Raw genomic sequence first — 17,735 nt, 5'->3', positions numbered from 1 at the left:
ATAAAAATTTAGGAGGAAAAATGGATAAATTAGTTGAATTTTTAAAAAATAATGATATATTACAATGTAAGAAAGATAATTTAATTTTAGAAGAAGATATTGAAAAATATGAAAAAAAATTAAATTTTAATTTTGGGAAGGAATTAAAAAAATATATTTTAGAATATGGTTTTTTAGCTTTTAAATTTGTAGAATTTTATGGAATAAATAAAAAACAGGAATTTGATTCAGATATGGTAAAAGATACTCTAAAATTAAATGAACAATTTCCAGAAACAAAATCATTAATTGCATTTGAAAATAAGGGTGATGGAGATTATATTTTTTTAGATTCAGATGATAATGTATATGAATTTGATACAAATTTAGATGATGGAGTAGTGGCATTGCAAAAGAAATTATTTGAATATATTTTGGAGAGATTTGAAGAAATTAGTTATGAATATTAATGATATGATAAAAAAAGACATAAAAGAAATAAAAAAATATTAAGTTATTGTATTGAATATATTTATAATTAAAAGAAAGGCAAGAAATAAAATGAACTTTTTTAAAAATTTACGAGAATTATTTGAAAAAAATGGTAATTTAAAAGAAGAAAGTTATAAACAAAAAATATTTAGAGATTTTTTATTATATTTAGGATATGAAGATAATGAAATAATATTTGAACAAAAAATAGATAGTTGTATAGAAGGTCAAAAAAATAACTTATTATCAAATGTAAGAAAAGCTGATATAGTTTGTAGTGATATTTTATTTGAAATAAAATCTTCTAATATTTCTATAAATGATGGAAAAACTTTATTACAGGCAATTGAATATAATACATTCTTAAATAAAAAAATAATATGTTTGTCAAATTTTAAAACAATACTAGTTTATAATAGAAACAATGAATTATTATTTTTAGGAGATTTAATAAATGATAGTATAGAAGATTTAGAAGTTAAATTAGTCGCTTTATTAGGAAAATTCAGTTTGTATAGAGGAGAAGTACTAAGAAATTTAGAAGATAGATATAATACATTTGAGAATTGGATTAGGCTTTATAGAAATAAAGAAAAATTAATTCAAAATATAATGAGTATTACAAGAAAGAATAATTATAATATACTTCCATTAGTGAAAAAAGAAGAAAATAATAATATTTATCTGGAATTTGATTCAAATGACATCAAAATAGACGTTTGGACTGAAATTTTAAAAACTGAATTACTAAATAGTGGTTATGAAATAATAGATTTTCAATTAGGTTTGTTGAGATATAATATTTCAGAATTAAATGAAAATTTTCCATATAAATATTTTACAGGAAATAGTAATTATGTTTTAAAAGATTCATGGTTAAAAAATCCTTATAATAATGAAAAAATTAAATTCATAAAAAATGTAGAGAGTGTTTTCGAAGAAATGAATAGCACTTTTAATAATATAAATAGAATAATAGATGAAACAATAAAAATAGCAACTCAAATCTTAGATTATTGTTATTTAAATCATAATTATTTAATATAAAAAAATAATTTTTAAAAAGATTTCTATAAATTTTAAAAAAGGAAATAATCAAAATGGCAAAAATAATTCCAACAAATCTAACAGAATCCAATTTTCACAACAGTTATGGAGAGTATCAAATATACAAGGCACTGTCAAAATTGCCCGATGACTATATTGTTTTTTATTCTTTGCATTGGAATAGAAAAGAGAAATATGGAGTGTTTTGGGGAGAAAGCGATTTTACCATTTTTCATCCTAAAAGAGGGATTCTAGTTATAGAAGTGAAATCTGGAGAGATTTATTGTAAGAATGGGGAATGGAGTCAAGTTAATAGTAGGACTAAAGAACGAAAGAATATGAAAGATCCAATGGTACAAGCAGAGAGAAGTAAATATACATTTATTGACTTATTAGAAAAAAATATTAATTCAGGAAGGGAATATCGTGTAGAATGTGCAGTGTGGTTTACAATGGCTGAAAGTTATAACCAATTAGGTTCTTTACCACCGAACTTTAGTGAAGGTAATCTGCTTATAAAAAAAGATTTAAATAATATTGAAAAGGCAATTAAAAGAGTTTTTGACTACTATAATTTTAAGGAAAACAGCCTTTACGATAAAAATGATGAAACTAATGTTATTAGAACTCTCTCTCCTGAATTTAATGTAATTATGAGTGTTTCAAATATAATGGAAGAGGCTGAATATTATTTTAATCGAATGACAAGAGAACAAGTTAGGCTCATTGAATATCTAGATGAACAGCGTGTTGCAGCAATACAAGGTGGTGCTGGAACTGGAAAAACTATGCTGGCAATTGAGAAGGCTCGTAGACTTTTACAGAATCCAGAAACACAGAACGATAAAGTATTGTTCTTATGTTTTAATGAATTTTTATATAAATATTTATTAGAAAAATACAAAGAAGAATTGCCAAATACTTATTTTTTTAGTATGGATAAACTGGTAAAAAAACATTATAAGATAAAAGGACAGTATTCAACATTACAAGAAAAATTAGATTTTTTAAATAACTATAGTGATTATAACTGGGATTATAAGCATATTATTATTGATGAAGGTCAGGATTTTACACATGATGAAATTAGTGCATTGTATACAATTGCTGAAATAGAGGATAGTTGTTTTTATGTTTTTTACGACAAAAATCAACTTGTAAATAAGGAAGGTTCTATTTCGATACTTTCGACAGACAGAATTGAATGCAGGCTAGTATTATCTATAAATTGTCGAAATACAAAAAGTATTGCTTCTTCCTCAAATAGAATATTAGGAATAAAAAAGTGCAAATTGCGTGACAATGTACAAGGTACAAAACCAGTTTTTTATATTATTTCTAAAAAAGAACAAATTTTGAGTAAATTAAACGATGAAATAAAAAAATATGTAAATGATGGGATACCAATTTCTAAAATAGTGATATTAACTGTAAAGACAGAAAATAAAAGTATTTTAGCAGGACACAGTAAAATTGGGAATTTTGTTATAACGCATAATCTTGGAGAAAAAGGAATTTTATTCACAACAGCTAGAAAATATAAAGGATTGGAAGCAGCAGTTGTGATTCTTATTGATATTGAAAAGGAAATTTTTAATAATAAAATTCATAAAAAAGTAATGCACGTTGGGGCTTCTAGAGCTAAATATTTTCTAAGCTATATCGCATATTTAAGTAAAGAAGATAAATTAGCTGTTTGTGAAAATATGGCTGGAAAGAAGATAAATGAAAAAAATTGTAATGCATTTATAGGAGAGGCTTTAGATGTAGAAGTGAGAGAAATAATATATTAGTTTTAGTTTTTCTAAAATTTTTACTCTTTCCTTGAAATACCCTCTCTAATCTGTTAAAATATACCTATAAATAGAAAATTAATTTCAAAATTAAATATTTTCAATAGAAGGGAGATTTGCAATAATTTGTATTTGCAAGAATGGGATTGGTATGAAGGATAAAATGAATGTGAAGGTTATTGGAATTGGCGGGATGGGGATAAATTTTGTTAATTTTATGCTAGCATCAAATGTGCGGAAAATTGAATATATAACTATTGATACGGATAGTAGAAATTCTAATTTTAGTCGGGCGGAGAAGAAGATTTTTTTAGATACAGGAGTTAAGGAATGTACCAGGGAACAGGCTGAAAGAGTGGCGTTTCAGTGTGAAAATCAATTTCGGGAACTGCTGAAAGGGACGGATATTTTATTTTTAGTTTCAGGAATTGGCGGGGCTACCGGGAGTGGTATAATGCCTGTCATTCTTGAAGTTGCAAAAAGATTACAGATTTTTACAATAAGTATTGTTGCCCGTCCATTTTATCTGGAGGGATTTGAAACTTTGAAAATTGCAAATATGGGGATGAAGAAAGTTGAGAAAAATACAGATAGCTTGATTGTGATTCCTAATGAAAAGTTGTACAATCATATAGACAGGAAAGAGCCACTTGAAGTTGCTTATAATAAAATTAATGAGATTATAAAGGAAGGTATTGAAAGCATTGTAAATATTTTGACAGAAGTTGGATTTATGAATATTGATTTACTGGATATAAAGGCTGTTTTACATAACTCAAAAGATACAATTATTCGTGTAGGTGAAGGTAGGGGAGATAATGCAGTTGAGAAAATAATGGAGCAACTTATGGAAAATAACATATTTGAAGGAAAATTGGAAAACGCAAAAAAAGTTTTAATAAATTTTACCACAGGAAAAAATGTATCACTTGCAGATATTGGACAAATAACTGAGAAAATTTCAAATATTATAAAAGATAAGAATGTTAATCTCATATGGGGAGTTATGATTAATGAGGGTTATGAGGTAATTAAAAAAATAAAGACTGTGGTAATTTCCAGCGTTTAATACTATTTCCCATTTAAATAACGAATTTATCACAAACTTTTTCAACAAAGAATAAAAACCTAGTATTTCTAAATGATTAAAATATAATTCTTTAGTTTTAATTCCTTGTTAAATAATATGTAATTTACAAAACTTATTAAATATTCGCTATGTAAATGGAGAATAGTATGAATTGCTAGAAAATAGTTTCAATAAAAAATCCCTATTTTTAGGGATCTTTTTTTAATTGCACTAAATTTTATAAATTTTGAATTTAATATGAATAACGAGAATAGTCAGGATGATTTAAGACACCTGTTAAAACTATAGAAAAAATAAAAACACAATAAATAATAGTAAGGACAATGCTAACGATTATAAAAATAATATATAATTTTAAAGCCTTGGCTTGTTCGTTAAAATATGATTTTAATTTATTTTCGTCATTCATAAGAACCGCTTCTTCCAAAAAGCTGGCTGACTTAGAAAATTTTAATGCGATTACGATAGTAAAAATACCAGTAACAAGGGGAATTATAAAGAAGAACATAAGTGATTGAAGCACACCGGAAATCATTCCCAAAATTGAAAAAATTTTCAATACTGTTGCGATAAACTTCATATTTTTTATTGTTACAGGATCCAATGTTAAAGTGATAGATTCTGTTACAGTATTAACAGCAGTTTGAAAACTATTAGAACCTTCTTTTTTGTCGTTAAAATTATTTGTTACTTCATTTCTAATTTCATTTAACTTTTTTAAATTGTTAAAATGATGTTCACTTTGATTGTTTTCATTATTCTTTTCTTCATTAAAAAAATCCATTTCATTTTTATTATTATCTAAATCCATGATAACCTCCATTTGTATATTTAAATTATTATAACATAAATTAATGATTTTTCAAAATTTTAAAATAAAAAACAAAAATGATAAGTAAAACTAAAATAAAATGGAATAAAAATACTATTTTTTCTTTATTGCAACAGTTTATCTTTTCTGATATAATTTAATTAATAAAAAGGGAAAGAAAGGGATTAATTATGAAAGCAAAGAAAAAGGGACTAGCGATAGGAAATTCCAATTTTAAGGAAATAATAATACGAAATGGCTATTATATTGATAAAACGAAATTTATAGAAGAAATATTGGAAGATTTATCAGAAGTTAAATTATTTACAAGGCCCAGAAGATTTGGGAAAACTTTAAATTTGTCGATGTTAAAATATTTTTTTGATATAGAAAATGCGGAAGAAAATAAAAAATTATTTGATGATTTGTATATTTCTAAAAGCGAGTATATGAAATATCAGGGACAAAATCCTGTGATTTTTATAAGTATGAGAAATGCGGAAGCAGAAAGTTGGGAAGATAGCTTTTCAAATATTAAAAATCTTATTTCAGATTTGTATGATAAATTTGAGTATATTTCTAAAAATTTTAAAAAAAGAGATTTAGTTGAATTTGAAAAAATATGGATAAAAAAAGAAGAGGCTGATTGGGAAAGTTCAATAAAAAATCTATCAAGATATTTATACGAATATTATGGTAAAAAAGTAATTATTTTAATAGATGAATACGATACTCCTATGACAAGTGCGTGGAATGAGGGATATTATGAAAAGTCACAAAGATTTTTTAAAAGTTTTTACTCAAATGCGTTAAAAGATAATGAATATTTGGAATTTTCGGTTGTAACAGGGATACTTAGGGTGGCAAAGGAAGGGATATTTTCTGGCTTGAATAATTTGAAAACTTATACAGTTTTGAATAATAAATATGCAGAAAGTTTTGGTTTGATTGAAACAGAAGTAAAAAATGCTTTGGAATATTATGGATTAGACAAAAATATTGAAGAAGTGAGAAAATGGTATAATGGCTATAAGTTCGGAAATATTCAAATTTATAATCCGTGGAGTATAATTAATTATCTCGATGAAAAAGAAATCAATGTTTATTGGATAAATACTTCTGATAACAGATAACAGACTGATACATTCAGCAATAGAAAATTCTAATAAAGAATTATTTGACGAGTTAAAGGATTTATTTAATAATGGAACGACAGAACAGACTGTTATGGCTTCCTCAAATATGGATAATTTGAAGGATCCGGAAGAAGTGTGGCAATTATCACTTTTTGGAGGTTATTTAACTGTTGAAGAAAAAGTAGCTATGAATGAGTATACTTTAAAATTGCCAAATTATGAAATAAAAACATTTTTTAAAGATATGTTTGTTCAAAATTTAGGAGGTTCAAGCAGATTTAGAGAAATGATAAAAACGTTTAAAAATCTTGATATTGAAAGATTTGAAAAACTTTTGAATGAAATATTTTTAGTATCAATGAGTTATCACGATACTTCTAAAATTGAAAAACCATATCACACACTAATTTTAGGAATGATGTTGTACCTTGATAGAGAATATATAGTTTTGTCAAACAATGAAACAGGATATGGCAGAAATGATTTGGCTTTAGAGCCAATAAATAAAAATAATGTAGGATATATATTTGAATTTAAAATAGCTAAAACTGTGGAAGAACTTGAAGAAAAAGCAGAAGAAGCGTTGAGTCAAATTGAAGATAAAAAATATCCTGTGTTGTTGAGAAAAAAAGGAATAAAGGAAATTGTGTATATGGGGATGGCGTTTTATGGGAAAAAAGTTAAAGCGAAATGCAAAATAGTGAAAAATAGTTAATTTAATGAGGCAAAAAGAAAGGGTTATTATATTTTGCTTCTTTTTTGGAATAAATAATGGTGTATGAAATAAATTATAATAAATTAAAAATAGAGAAAGGATATTTTATAATTATGATAGCAGTGATTGATTATGGAGTAGGTAATCTCTTTTCCTTATTGTCTTCTTTAAACTATGTCGGACTGGATACAAAGCTGACTAATAATATTGAAGAGATAAAAAATGCTAAGGGGATAATATTGCCAGGAGTCGGGGCTTTTAGAGATGCTATTGGGAATTTGGAAAAATATGGGCTAAAAGAGACTTTGATAAGTGAAGTGAAAAAAGGGAAGCCGTTTTTGGGAATTTGTCTTGGTATGCAGATGCTTTTTGAGAAAAGTTATGAGTATGGGGAATATGAAGGGCTTGGGCTTATAGATGGAACAGTTGAGGACATAAAAAAATATATTTCTGAAAACTCTGATTTGAAAATACCTCATATGGGATGGAATAGTTTAGCCATAAATAACGGATTTAAAGATGATGAAATTTTAAAAGATGTAGACAATAATGAATATGTTTATTACGTTCATTCGTATTTTGCAAAAACAGATATGAAAAATATTGTTGCATATTCAGAGTATGGAATAAAAATACCTGGAATTGTAAAAAATGAAAATGTCTATGGAATGCAGTTTCATCCTGAAAAAAGTGGAGATACTGGATTGAAGTTATTAAAAAACTGGGGAGAATTAATAAAATAAAAGTAACATTACAATTATTTTGCTTGATTTGTTGATTTTTTTTGTTTTGATAACTTATTTTTTAATTGAGAAAGAGGTATTTATGAAAAAAATAATATTATTGATAAGTCTTCTTGTTGTAGTGAATATGAATGCTAAAAGTCGAAGCGAAATGATAAGGCAGGATTTGTCAAAATTAGGAGTTTCTCAGGAAATAATAGTAAAAACAATAGAACTGGATAAAGAAATACCTAATGTAGTGAGTGAACCTGATAGGGAAAAAGTAAAAAATCTGGCATTAAAAATCGAAGAATTGCTGAAAAAGAATGAGAAGAATTTTGTATTATCAGAAAATTTGATAAATATTTATAATGCACTTGGAAAAAGTGATGCTGAAAAATTAAATAATTTAAAGCGGTATGAAAAATATAATCCTTCTGAAGTGTCAAAATTATTTTTTTCAAATATGTATTATTCTAACAAAGGAGATACAGCAGCATTTGATAAAAATTATGAAAAACTTAAAAAAGAATATCCTGATTATCTAATCACTAGAATTGCTGTAACGTATGCAATAGGAGAAGATGCCATTTGGAATGTTATGAAAACTGATGAGAAAGCAGCACTTGCAAGTTTAAATTCCATTATGAAAATGTGCGATGATAAAGCAAAAACAGAAGAATCACGTATTTCTGATGAGCAGGCATGGGCATATAAATTGACGATGGGATGGCTTGCGATAAGTTTTTATTTAAATGAAAATCGTACGCAGGATGCAATTGATTTTTATTATGAAAATTTTGAAGGAAAAAATAAACCAAGTGAAGAAATATTGTATTACAACAGGTATCAAAACTGGTATATAAAATCAGAGCTGGCAAAGGCGAATAAAATTGATTTTTACAATAATAAGAAAATATTTCAAAAAAATTTGGATAAAATAAGAATGTTTGATTAATATTTTGAGAATTTTTATCAAAATTAGAATTTGAGTATGGTTGTTGGAGCAGATATTCCAAATATGAGGAATTTTCCTTTGTGTTTTGGAATAACCTAACTTCTTTTGATAAATTTTGCAGTACAATTAAAAAATAGAGTTATAAAATAAAAGTATATAATATTTGGAGGAGATTAAATTATGATAGAGATTTTTCCAGCGATAGACTTACATAACGGTCAGGCAGTGCGACTGAAACAGGGAGATTATAATCAAGTGGAAGTGTTTTTTAAAAATCCTGTTGAAGTTTTGGATTTCTTTAATAAAAATAATTCAAAAAATCTTCATATTGTAGATTTGGATGGAGCAAAAGATGGAAACACTAAAAACTATGAAGTTATAAAGGAACTGGTTGAAAAAAGTGATTTCTTTGTTCAAGTTGGTGGTGGAATTCGTGATGAAGAAAGAATAAAAAAATATATTGAACTAGGCGTGAATAGAGTTATTTTAGGGACAGTTGCAGTTGAAAATGAAGAATTTTTAAGAGAAATGGTAAAAAAATACGGTGACAAAATCGCAATTTCTGTAGATGCGAAAGATGAGAAAGTTGCTGTAAAAGGATGGACACAAACAGTTGAATTAAATTCAGTTGAATTTTGCAAAAAATTATCGGATATAAATGTAAAAACAATAATTTATACAGACATTTCAAAAGATGGAATGTTAAGTGGAACAAATCTTGAAATTTATAAAAAATTATCAAAAATAGTAAAATCGGATATTATAGCTTCTGGCGGAATTACATTCTTAGATGAAATAAAAGAACTTAATGAAAATAAAGTTTATGGAGCGATTGTTGGAAAAGCAATCTATTCAGGGAATCTTGATTTGAAAGAAGTGCTTAAAGTTAGTAAATGATATTTTAAAAATCGTTTAAATGAAATTGCAAATGTTAGATATTATTGTATATTAAAAGAAAGTAGGTATAAAAATGCTTGCAAAGAGAATTGTTCCCTGTTTGGACGTGAGAAATGGAAAAGTTGTGAAAGGTATTAATTTTACTGGGATAAGAGAAGTTGACAGTCCTGTAGAGATGGCAAAATTTTATAATAAGTCAGGAGCAGATGAGCTTGTTTTTTATGATATTACGGCAACTGTTGAGGAAAGAGGGCTTTTTACTGATATTTTAAAGGAAGTGGCAAGTCAGATATTTATTCCGCTTACTGTTGGTGGTGGGATAAACACACTAGATGATTTTGACAGAGTGCTAAAAGCGGGAGCAGATAAAGTGAGTATTAATTCAGGTGCGATAAAAAATCCAAAATTAATTGAAGAAGCTGCAAAAAAATATGGAGACCAGTGTGTAGTCTTGTCTGTTGATGTAAAAAGAGTAGACGGCAAATTTAAAGTTTTTGCAAAAGGCGGCAGAGAAAATACTGGAATTGATGCAATTGAATGGTTTGTGCAGGGGCAGGAAAATGGAGCTGGAGAAGTTGTTGTGAACAGTATCGATACTGATGGCGTTAAAACTGGCTTTGATTTGGAATTATTATCAATTTTGGCTGAAAAATTGTCAATTCCAATAATTGCGTCAGGTGGAGCTGGAAATATGGAACATTTTAAGGAATTATTTAAAATACCAGGAATTGATGCAGGGCTGGCGGCTTCGATTTTTCACTTTAAGGAAGTGGAAATTATGGATCTGAAAAGGTATTTGAGGGATAATGGAGTGGAAATGAGGATTTGATGCTTATTGAGAGAAAATTTAAAACAGGAATACAAAAATATGAGATTATTAATATACGGAGCTGGGGTGATAGGATCAATTTATGCAGCTTTATTTGCTAAGGCAGGTTATGACACCAGCGTTTATGCAAGAGGAAAGAGATTGAAGGTTCTTAAAACAAAAGGACTTCTTTATTTAGAAAATAAAAAGATTAAAAAGGCAGATGTTTCTGTTTGTTCTGAATTGCTGGATAATGATATTTATGATTTTATTTTTCTGACAGTTAGAGAAAATCAACTATATCAGGCACTTGAGGAATTGAAAATGAATCAGAGCAGATGTATTGTTACTATGGTAAACTCTATTGATGACTATAGCAAATGGGAGAAAATCTGTGGAAAAGAAAAAATTCTTCCAGCTTTTCCAGGAGCGGGAGGCAGTATTAATGGAGATGTACTTGATGGAGCACTTACGCCATGGTTAATACAGCCAACCACATTTGCTGAAATTTCTGGAATGAAATCAGAAAGAACAGAAGCCCTTTCCATGATATTTAAAAAGGCAAATATTCCTTATCAGGAAGTAAAGGATATGCATATTTGGCAGCTTTGCCATTTGGCGTTAGTAGTGCCGATTGCAGATGCATATTATGAAGCCAGTAATCCAAAAAAAATATGGACGGAAAGAAAGATTATGTATAAGACAGCAAGACAATTAAAAAAGAATTTTCATTTTTTGAAAAGAGATTGCGGAAAATTATCGCCTAAAAAAATGAATATATTTCGTTTTGTCCCATTGAGCATATTGGTAATTGTCTTAAAATTTATCTTCAATAGTAAATTTGGTAATAAATTTATGTATCGACATTCAATGAAAGCGCCAGATGAGATGAGACAATTACATAAAAAATTTTATGATTACGTACAGAAGCGAAAACCAGAATGGTAAATTTTAATTTTCTGTATGAATATTCAATTATAAAATTGATGCTAAAGAATTTGACAAGAGATTTTAATAAAATAAATTTGAAAATTTTTATAAAATAAAGAAAAGAAAGGATACAAAATGGAAATAGAAAAAGTAAAATTTGACGAAAAAGGGCTTGTTCCCGCAATAATACAAGATTATTATACAAAAGAGGTGCTGACACTTGCGTATATGAATAAGGAAAGCCTAGAAATAACTTTGAGAGATAAGAAAACTTGTTTTTTCAGTAGAAGTAGACAAAAACTTTGGTTAAAAGGAGAAACTTCGGGAAATTATCAAAATGTTGTTTCAATAAAATATGACTGTGATGCAGATGCTTTGCTTGTGGAAGTGAAAAAGGATGGGCCTGCCTGCCATACTGGCTCTGAAAGCTGTTTTTTCAATTCTTTATTTGAAGCAGAGAATTACAGTAATTTTAGGCCTGAGAAACTTTATAATTTAATAAAAGATAGAAAGGTCAATCCTGAGGAAAAATCATATACAAGTTATCTTTTTGAAAAAGGACTTGATAAAATTTTAAAAAAAGTGGGAGAAGAATGTACGGAAGTTATTATTGGTGCTAAAAATAATGATAATGATGAGTTAAAATATGAAATTGCAGATTTATATTATCATACTTTGGTATTAATGATTGAACAGGGGCTTACGATACAGGATATAAAAGAAGAATTGGCTAAAAGACATATTATTGATCATAAAGTTAAGCAGGAGAAGATGGGTGGTGAGAAGTAAAAAATATTTTTTTTGTTTATTATTGCAAAAATTTTGTATGAATTATTTATAAGAACAAGATATGAATATTATTTATGAAAAATAAAAAATTAGGGGGTAATTATGAATTATGAATATATTGGAACTAGTACTATTACCACAATAATTTTAATGATTATTATTGGAACGACTGTACCTTTAATAATCGCTGCAATATGGAAAATTAAGACAAAAGAGCCAATATCAACTATATTTATTGGAGCTGTTACATTTATTTTATTTGCAATTGTTTTAGAAAGTATTCCTAAAGTGTTTTTGTTTCAGGTCAAAAATCCAATTAGCGACTATATAGCGAATAATAAATGGGTATTTGTGATTGTTCGGCAGGAATATTTGAAGAAAGTGGAAGATTTGCGGCATTTAAATTTTTGTTGAAAAAAAGAAAAAATAAGAAAACTGCTATTTCATATGGGATAGGACATAGTGGGATTGAAATGATATTTATACTTACTTTTGCTGGTATACAATGTCTAGTATTTGCCCAAATGATTAATTCAGGACAGTTTGCAAAACTTTTGGAACAGGCAGGCAATAATCAAGTTCAACTTAAATCATTGCAAGCAATACCTCAATTAATAGCTTCTATCTCTTTTGGAACTTTAGGAATCTCATTAATTGAAAGAATTAGCACAATTTTGGTACATATAACTTGCTCAATACTTGTTTTTTACAGCGTGCATTTTAAAAATAAAAAAATATTATTTCCTATAGCCATTTTATTGCACACTTTTATTGATATATTTGCAGGACTTTATCAGACTAAATTAGTAACAAATTTAGTAATTATAGAAGGTTGGGTATTTGTTATTTCAATTATTATTTTTTCTTTTGTATATAAAAAAGTGTATGAAAAATAATAATAATAATACAAAAAACAAAAAAATAAATCAGAATCATCTTAGAAAAAGTTATAGATTTTGAAAAAAGTGTAAAAAAAATTGAAAAAAGTTTAATTTTTAATAAAGAAGGAGCTGATAAAAATGCAAACTAAAAAAACAATTTTCCCATCAAATCTTCATACCCACACATTTTACTGCGATGGTAAAAACAATGCTGAAGATTATATTTTAACTGCAATAGAGAAAGGATTTACAAGTGTCGGACTTTCGGGGCATTCTTTTACAGCATTTGATACAGAACCGTGTATGACGGAACAAGGAACACAGGAATATTTGAAGGAATTAAAAGAACTAAAAGAAAAATACAAAAATAAAATGCAGGTTTATATTGGAATCGAAGCTGATTTTTATACTGGGTATAACAAGGAAACTGATAAGGAAATGGGACTTGATTTTAGGATTGGATCTGTTCATTATGTGAAAGATAAGAAAAAAGACGAGTATTACTGTGTTGATAACACGCCTGAAATTTTGAAATACGGAATAAAAAATTATGCAGATGAAGACGAAAGGGCATTTATTGAAGCGTATTTTGATAATATCGTGGAAATGGTGCATACTCAAAAGCCTGATATTATTGGGCATTTGGATTTAGTTAGAAAATTCAACAAAGATTTAAAATATTTTGATGAAAATGCGGATTGGTATAAAAATAAAATAGAATATGTGCTAGATGAAATAGCAAAAACAAATGCGATTATTGAAATTAATACTGGTGGGATGTCGAGAGGATGGACACAAACTCCTTATCCAAGTGTTCCAATACTGGAAAGAATTTTAGCTAAAAATATTCCAATTACAATTTCTTCTGATGCACATGAAACTAAAAATATTGACTTTTATTTTGAAGAAAGTCTTGAAATTGCTAGAAAAATTGGATTTAAGAGTGTGAAGATTTTGGACGGTGGAGAGTTTAAGGATTTTGAAATTTAATAATTATCAATTAAATTATGGAGAAAAATAAGATGAAGGAAACTTATTTTGTTTATCGGGATAATAAAGCATTGGAAAGACAAAGTGATGGAGTGGAATTTTGTAAAATACCTGAGTTTTATGATGATAAAATATATTTTTACTGTGCAGAATACATGTTGTTTTGGACTTCGGTTGAAGATGTTGGAGATTTGAGCAAAGGGAAAGATTTTAAATTGAAAAAGAAAATAATTCCTGCCACTTTGAAGGAAATTTGTGATGAAGGGCTGATTGATTATATTAGTCTTATTAAGCAATATAATATTCAGGATAACAAGATTTTAGACATTACATATATTTCAATATAAACTTTTATATGTTTCAAAGGTTAAATAAATAGTAAATAAACCTCCATATGGTTTAATTTTAATATAGTAAATATTTTATTAAATTTAAGCAATTATGGAGGTTTTTATGAAAAAAAGACAGATAATAATTGGATTAGGGATTTTGGCATTAGTTTTTTGCATAAATGCTTGTTCAAAAAAATCGGATAACAGCAACGATAATGCTCAAGTAAATCAAAATTTAAAAACAGGCAATGATGAAATGGCAGTACCAGGTTATGCTTTGGGAGAAATTCCTCTTATTTCACTGCCTGAAATGCCTAATCTTTCTGTAACGGAAAATCCAGCTGCAAAAATTACTTTGGATATGACGAAAAAAATATCTTCAGTTCCAGGCATCACAATTACACCAGTCAGAGTTGAAGACAGTAATATAATTGGTGGGAATTATTCTATGCAGATTGGGAAAAATGGAGAAGGACAATTTCATGATGAGAATAAGGTTGTTCAGACTGATGGGAATGGGGCTGGACAGTATAGTGATGAAAAAGTAACCATTCAAAGAGATGAAGCAGGAGCTGGGCAGTATATAAATAATGTTACGGAGGTTACGCTTCAAGTGGATAATAATGGAGCAGGACAGTATGCTGACAGAAAAAATAAAATTACTTTCCAAGTTGATTCTGATGGATTGGGAATGTATAAGGATGAAAATAGTGAAATAAGCATAATTGTAAACAAAGAAGACACTATTTATAACAGTCCAAATTTAGTAATAGAAAATAATAGTGATGGTAGTGGAAAATATTTTGACAAATCTAAAAATCTTTTGATTGAAAACAATGGAAAAGGTAAAGCGACAATAACATATAACGGAAAAACAGTTGAAGTGGATGCAAAGCCTGTTGGAAAACCAGCAAGATTTTCAAAATTAAAAATGGTTCCGGCTGTCCCCAGCATAGAAGCAAATAGCCTTTTAGTAACTTTGGATTCTGGAGTTCTTTTTGATGTGGATAAATATAATCTTCGTCCTAAAGCGGAAGAAATTCTTAAAAATCTTGCCGTTGTATTAAAAAAAGCGAATATAAAATCTTTTGAAGTTGACGGACATACAGATTCTGATGCAAGTGATGAGCATAACAAAGTATTATCAGAAAACCGTGCCAACTCCGTTAAAGTTTTCTTAGCTTCTCAAGGAGTAAATGCGAACATTGTAACACATGGATACGGCGAAAGCAAGCCAATAGCCTCAAATGATACGCCAGAAGGCAAGCAAAAAAATCGCCGTGTTGAAATTATAATTCCGACAATATAATTTTAAAATTTTAGCTAAAATTATTAATTTTAAAAAGTTGAATTGAGCTTGAAAAAAGAACTATCTTATGTCCAAAAACAAATCTTAAAGTTATTTATACAGAATCTGATGGAGTAAAAATATATGTCGATGTTCAAAAATATGAAGATATAGAAAGAAATAATTATCGGAAACGTGAAATTTGTTTTAACACAGTAGCGAAAATTAGATGTATTAACTTAAATTTTTTTGAATATAACTATAATAATTTTAATATCGAAAATGTTGATAGAGATATTAATTATTTAGATTTTTGGAAAGAAAACAGTTATCATCCTGACTCACTTTTTTATCAAGTAATAAATTCTGAAATTTTAAGTGAAAAGAAGAAGCAGTTTGATCCTAATAACAAATTGGATTTAAAACATTATTTAATAGTTGGTTATGTTGGTTATGTAGAAATAGTAGCTTCCAAATATCAGTATAAATACTTATAAATAAATATATAATTTTTTATTAGAAGAAATTTGTTATGATAACTATATTCTTTTAAAGAATTTCTTAAAAAAATTAAGGAGATAATTAAATGAAAAAAAAGATACTAATACTTTCTGTAATATCCTGTATATTTATTTTTATAATTATTTCTGTAAAAATTGTTTCTGGCAGAAAAGAAAACAAGATAAAATTTGAATATTCTGCAAATGAGCTGGAAAATACTTATTCACGATTTGGGATAGATTTGAAGCAGGAATTGAAAAATGGAAATCTTAAATTTAAAAATGGCACTTACTTTATAAAACTTGATAAAAATATAAATTTTAGGGAAAAAGGCGATTTTAAAGATTTTGTGCTGCTTGAAAAAGTTATGAATGAGAAAATTGTTTCTTCAAAAGATTTTAATAAAAGTATTGGCAAGCAGATAAAGTTTTTTATTGGTGCAAAAAGTTTTTATAATGTCAATTTTGAGGATTTTAAAAATTTATCTTCAAAATCGCAGGAAAAGGTTTGTTACATTTCTATAGATGGCAAAAAGAAGGAGGAAGTGGATATTTCCAAAATTTCAAATTTGAAAAATATTATTAAACTTACTTTAAACAATGTAAATATTAAAAATTTTCATAAGGTTAATGAAATTGAGAATCTTTTGGAACTAAACCTAAATGGAAGCACGATTTTAGAAAAAGAAAATAATAATAAAATTGTTTTAATGCATTTAATAACTTCTGAAAATGATTTAGGGGTACAGGGAGTAAATGTGATTAAAGGAAGTATTTTTCCTGAAAAAAGTGAAATTCTAAAAAAGGATGAAATTGATAAAAATGTTAAAGATATTTTGGTAAACAGGAAAGATTTTACAATGAAATCTCTGGAAGAAAGATACAAAATGTATGGAATAAATTTAGAAGAAGAAATAAAAAAGGATAGCAATATTGTGAAAGTTAATAATGAATATTATCTGAATATGAAATCTGAAATATTTTCAAACTGTTCTGGAGAATATGATGAGGGGAAAGATATTGTAAAAAATTTTAAAAAGTTTAATAAATCTATGGGAAATCAAAATTCGGATTTTAAATCTTACGATTTAGAGGCAAAGCAAAGTGAAATATTTGAAAATGTCAATAGAATTATGGGATTAGTCAAGCTGGATGAAATTTCAAAAAGAACGTGCATTAGAAGGCAGGGTAACAGCAACAGTTTTATGTACGGATATTTAAAATGGTTCATTTCGTTAAATAAAATCGAAAATATTCATACAGATTATATTGAAGAAATAAATCCGATAACTAGAAATCAAATCAAGGATTTTTCTTATGATGATGAAAATTATGACATTATTGACATTAAAGAACTCAATAAATTAAAAAATTTGGAAGATATTTATATTTATAGAAAAAATCGGATTAAAAATATTGAATATGTTCAGTATCTTAAAAATTTAAAAATGCTGTATATTCCTAAAAATATTGTTATAGAAAGCAAAATTTCTGAAATGGATTTGAAAAAAATATTGGATAAAATTAAATATATTGTTATTTATGAAATCTTTGATAAAGAAAAAATTTAAAAAATA

Annotated in this window: 19 protein-coding genes; 18 read left to right on the top strand and 1 reads right to left on the bottom strand. The window is 27.2% G+C overall.

The window, feature by feature from the left end; all coding sequences use genetic code 11:
• The first annotated feature begins 20 nt into the window (after window positions 1–20).
• From K324_RS0100350 to K324_RS0100335, 4 genes are all read left to right on the top strand, one after another.
• Window positions 21–449: an SMI1/KNR4 family protein gene (locus K324_RS0100350; protein WP_026747385.1), complete on the top strand. Its 429-nt coding sequence runs from the start codon at window positions 21–23 to the stop codon at window positions 447–449.
• Between the two features lie 91 nt (window positions 450–540).
• A complete protein-coding gene (locus K324_RS0100345; protein WP_026747384.1) occupies window positions 541–1,518 on the top strand; it encodes a type I restriction enzyme HsdR N-terminal domain-containing protein in 978 nt (325 codons plus the stop codon).
• Between the two features lie 53 nt (window positions 1,519–1,571).
• The gene (locus K324_RS0100340) at window positions 1,572–3,311 is read left to right on the top strand and encodes an NERD domain-containing protein/DEAD/DEAH box helicase (protein ID WP_026747383.1); all 1,740 of its coding nucleotides are present in this window, start codon (window positions 1,572–1,574) and stop codon (window positions 3,309–3,311) included.
• Between the two features lie 151 nt (window positions 3,312–3,462).
• Window positions 3,463–4,380 (top strand): cell division protein FtsZ, encoded by a 918-nt coding sequence (locus K324_RS0100335; protein ID WP_026747382.1) that lies wholly within the window; start codon window positions 3,463–3,465, stop codon window positions 4,378–4,380.
• A gap of 253 nt (window positions 4,381–4,633) precedes the next feature.
• Here the strand turns inward: K324_RS0100335 and K324_RS0100330 are convergent, their stop codons facing one another.
• Window positions 4,634–5,212, bottom strand: coding sequence for a DUF5362 domain-containing protein (locus K324_RS0100330; RefSeq protein ID WP_036094831.1), 579 nt, complete (start codon window positions 5,210–5,212; stop codon window positions 4,634–4,636).
• A gap of 191 nt (window positions 5,213–5,403) precedes the next feature.
• On the opposite strand from K324_RS0100330, the gene K324_RS16580 reads away from it, so the two are divergent.
• The 14 genes from K324_RS16580 (at window position 5,404) to K324_RS0100260 (ending at window position 17,729) form a co-directional block, all read left to right on the top strand.
• Entirely contained in the window at window positions 5,404–6,345 is a 942-nt protein-coding gene (locus K324_RS16580) for an AAA family ATPase (protein ID WP_345940141.1), read from the top strand.
• 94 nt (window positions 6,346–6,439) lie between these two features.
• Window positions 6,440–7,063 carry a PD-(D/E)XK nuclease domain-containing protein gene (locus K324_RS16575; protein ID WP_345940140.1) on the top strand — a complete coding sequence of 208 codons (624 nt, stop codon included), beginning with the start codon at window positions 6,440–6,442 and terminating at the stop codon, window positions 7,061–7,063.
• 113 nt (window positions 7,064–7,176) lie between these two features.
• Window positions 7,177–7,806 carry an imidazole glycerol phosphate synthase subunit HisH gene (gene hisH, locus K324_RS0100320; RefSeq protein WP_026747380.1) on the top strand — a complete coding sequence of 210 codons (630 nt, stop codon included), beginning with the start codon at window positions 7,177–7,179 and terminating at the stop codon, window positions 7,804–7,806.
• Between the two features lie 82 nt (window positions 7,807–7,888).
• A complete protein-coding gene (locus K324_RS0100315) occupies window positions 7,889–8,743 on the top strand; it encodes a hypothetical protein (RefSeq protein ID WP_026747379.1) in 855 nt (284 codons plus the stop codon).
• 180 nt (window positions 8,744–8,923) lie between these two features.
• Complete coding sequence (gene hisA / locus K324_RS0100310; protein ID WP_084533501.1) at window positions 8,924–9,640, top strand: 1-(5-phosphoribosyl)-5-[(5-phosphoribosylamino)methylideneamino]imidazole-4-carboxamide isomerase; 717 nt, start codon at window positions 8,924–8,926, stop codon at window positions 9,638–9,640.
• Between the two features lie 73 nt (window positions 9,641–9,713).
• Window positions 9,714–10,469 carry an imidazole glycerol phosphate synthase subunit HisF gene (gene hisF, locus K324_RS0100305; protein ID WP_026747377.1) on the top strand — a complete coding sequence of 252 codons (756 nt, stop codon included), beginning with the start codon at window positions 9,714–9,716 and terminating at the stop codon, window positions 10,467–10,469.
• 39 nt (window positions 10,470–10,508) lie between these two features.
• Window positions 10,509–11,396: a ketopantoate reductase family protein gene (locus K324_RS0100300; protein WP_026747376.1), complete on the top strand. Its 888-nt coding sequence runs from the start codon at window positions 10,509–10,511 to the stop codon at window positions 11,394–11,396.
• 117 nt (window positions 11,397–11,513) lie between these two features.
• Window positions 11,514–12,167 (top strand): bifunctional phosphoribosyl-AMP cyclohydrolase/phosphoribosyl-ATP diphosphatase HisIE, encoded by a 654-nt coding sequence (hisIE, locus tag K324_RS0100290; RefSeq protein WP_026747375.1) that lies wholly within the window; start codon window positions 11,514–11,516, stop codon window positions 12,165–12,167.
• Window positions 12,168–12,269: 102 nt separating this feature from the next.
• Entirely contained in the window at window positions 12,270–12,581 is a 312-nt protein-coding gene (locus K324_RS0100285; protein WP_026747374.1) for a YhfC family intramembrane metalloprotease, read from the top strand.
• The gene (locus K324_RS0100280; protein ID WP_084533499.1) at window positions 12,509–13,063 is read left to right on the top strand and encodes a YhfC family glutamic-type intramembrane protease; all 555 of its coding nucleotides are present in this window, start codon (window positions 12,509–12,511) and stop codon (window positions 13,061–13,063) included. Before K324_RS0100285 ends, K324_RS0100280 begins: the two co-directional genes overlap by 73 nt.
• Window positions 13,064–13,186: 123 nt before the next feature.
• Window positions 13,187–14,038 carry a histidinol-phosphatase HisJ gene (gene hisJ, locus K324_RS0100275; RefSeq protein ID WP_026747372.1) on the top strand — a complete coding sequence of 284 codons (852 nt, stop codon included), beginning with the start codon at window positions 13,187–13,189 and terminating at the stop codon, window positions 14,036–14,038.
• A gap of 32 nt (window positions 14,039–14,070) precedes the next feature.
• A complete protein-coding gene (locus K324_RS0100270) occupies window positions 14,071–14,385 on the top strand; it encodes a hypothetical protein (protein ID WP_026747371.1) in 315 nt (104 codons plus the stop codon).
• 241 nt (window positions 14,386–14,626) lie between these two features.
• Window positions 14,627–15,679, top strand: coding sequence for an OmpA family protein (locus K324_RS0100265; protein ID WP_428829212.1), 1,053 nt, complete (start codon window positions 14,627–14,629; stop codon window positions 15,677–15,679).
• 565 nt (window positions 15,680–16,244) lie between these two features.
• Window positions 16,245–17,729, top strand: coding sequence for a hypothetical protein (locus tag K324_RS0100260; RefSeq protein ID WP_026747369.1), 1,485 nt, complete (start codon window positions 16,245–16,247; stop codon window positions 17,727–17,729).
• The last annotated feature ends 6 nt before the right edge of the window (window positions 17,730–17,735 follow it).

It is taken from the genome of Leptotrichia trevisanii DSM 22070, from assembly GCF_000482505.1.
GTDB classification, from domain to species: domain Bacteria; phylum Fusobacteriota; class Fusobacteriia; order Fusobacteriales; family Leptotrichiaceae; genus Leptotrichia; species Leptotrichia trevisanii.
The sequence above is the reverse complement of the archived record's forward strand: the minus strand, read 5'-3'. Positions and strand labels throughout refer to the sequence as shown.

Excerpts from the sequence above, each read along its gene's own strand:
- K324_RS0100350 (WP_026747385.1), top strand. The coding sequence starts at position 21 with ATGGATAAATTAGTTGAATTTTTAAAAAATAATGATATATTACAATGT.
- K324_RS0100345 (WP_026747384.1), top strand. The coding sequence starts at position 541 with ATGAACTTTTTTAAAAATTTACGAGAATTATTTGAAAAAAATGGTAAT.
- K324_RS0100340 (WP_026747383.1), top strand. The coding sequence starts at position 1,572 with ATGGCAAAAATAATTCCAACAAATCTAACAGAATCCAATTTTCACAAC.
- K324_RS0100335 (WP_026747382.1), top strand. The coding sequence starts at position 3,463 with ATGAAGGATAAAATGAATGTGAAGGTTATTGGAATTGGCGGGATGGGG.
- K324_RS0100330 (WP_036094831.1), bottom strand. The coding sequence starts at position 5,212 with ATGGATTTAGATAATAATAAAAATGAAATGGATTTTTTTAATGAAGAA.
- K324_RS16580 (WP_345940141.1), top strand. The coding sequence starts at position 5,404 with ATGAAAGCAAAGAAAAAGGGACTAGCGATAGGAAATTCCAATTTTAAG.
- K324_RS16575 (WP_345940140.1), top strand. The coding sequence starts at position 6,440 with ATGGCTTCCTCAAATATGGATAATTTGAAGGATCCGGAAGAAGTGTGG.
- hisH (WP_026747380.1), top strand. The coding sequence starts at position 7,177 with ATGATAGCAGTGATTGATTATGGAGTAGGTAATCTCTTTTCCTTATTG.
- K324_RS0100315 (WP_026747379.1), top strand. The coding sequence starts at position 7,889 with ATGAAAAAAATAATATTATTGATAAGTCTTCTTGTTGTAGTGAATATG.
- hisA (WP_084533501.1), top strand. The coding sequence starts at position 8,924 with ATGATAGAGATTTTTCCAGCGATAGACTTACATAACGGTCAGGCAGTG.
- hisF (WP_026747377.1), top strand. The coding sequence starts at position 9,714 with ATGCTTGCAAAGAGAATTGTTCCCTGTTTGGACGTGAGAAATGGAAAA.
- K324_RS0100300 (WP_026747376.1), top strand. The coding sequence starts at position 10,509 with ATGAGATTATTAATATACGGAGCTGGGGTGATAGGATCAATTTATGCA.
- hisIE (WP_026747375.1), top strand. The coding sequence starts at position 11,514 with ATGGAAATAGAAAAAGTAAAATTTGACGAAAAAGGGCTTGTTCCCGCA.
- K324_RS0100285 (WP_026747374.1), top strand. The coding sequence starts at position 12,270 with ATGAATTATGAATATATTGGAACTAGTACTATTACCACAATAATTTTA.
- K324_RS0100280 (WP_084533499.1), top strand. The coding sequence starts at position 12,509 with ATGGGTATTTGTGATTGTTCGGCAGGAATATTTGAAGAAAGTGGAAGA.
- hisJ (WP_026747372.1), top strand. The coding sequence starts at position 13,187 with ATGCAAACTAAAAAAACAATTTTCCCATCAAATCTTCATACCCACACA.
- K324_RS0100270 (WP_026747371.1), top strand. The coding sequence starts at position 14,071 with ATGAAGGAAACTTATTTTGTTTATCGGGATAATAAAGCATTGGAAAGA.
- K324_RS0100265 (WP_428829212.1), top strand. The coding sequence starts at position 14,627 with ATGGCAGTACCAGGTTATGCTTTGGGAGAAATTCCTCTTATTTCACTG.
- K324_RS0100260 (WP_026747369.1), top strand. The coding sequence starts at position 16,245 with ATGAAAAAAAAGATACTAATACTTTCTGTAATATCCTGTATATTTATT.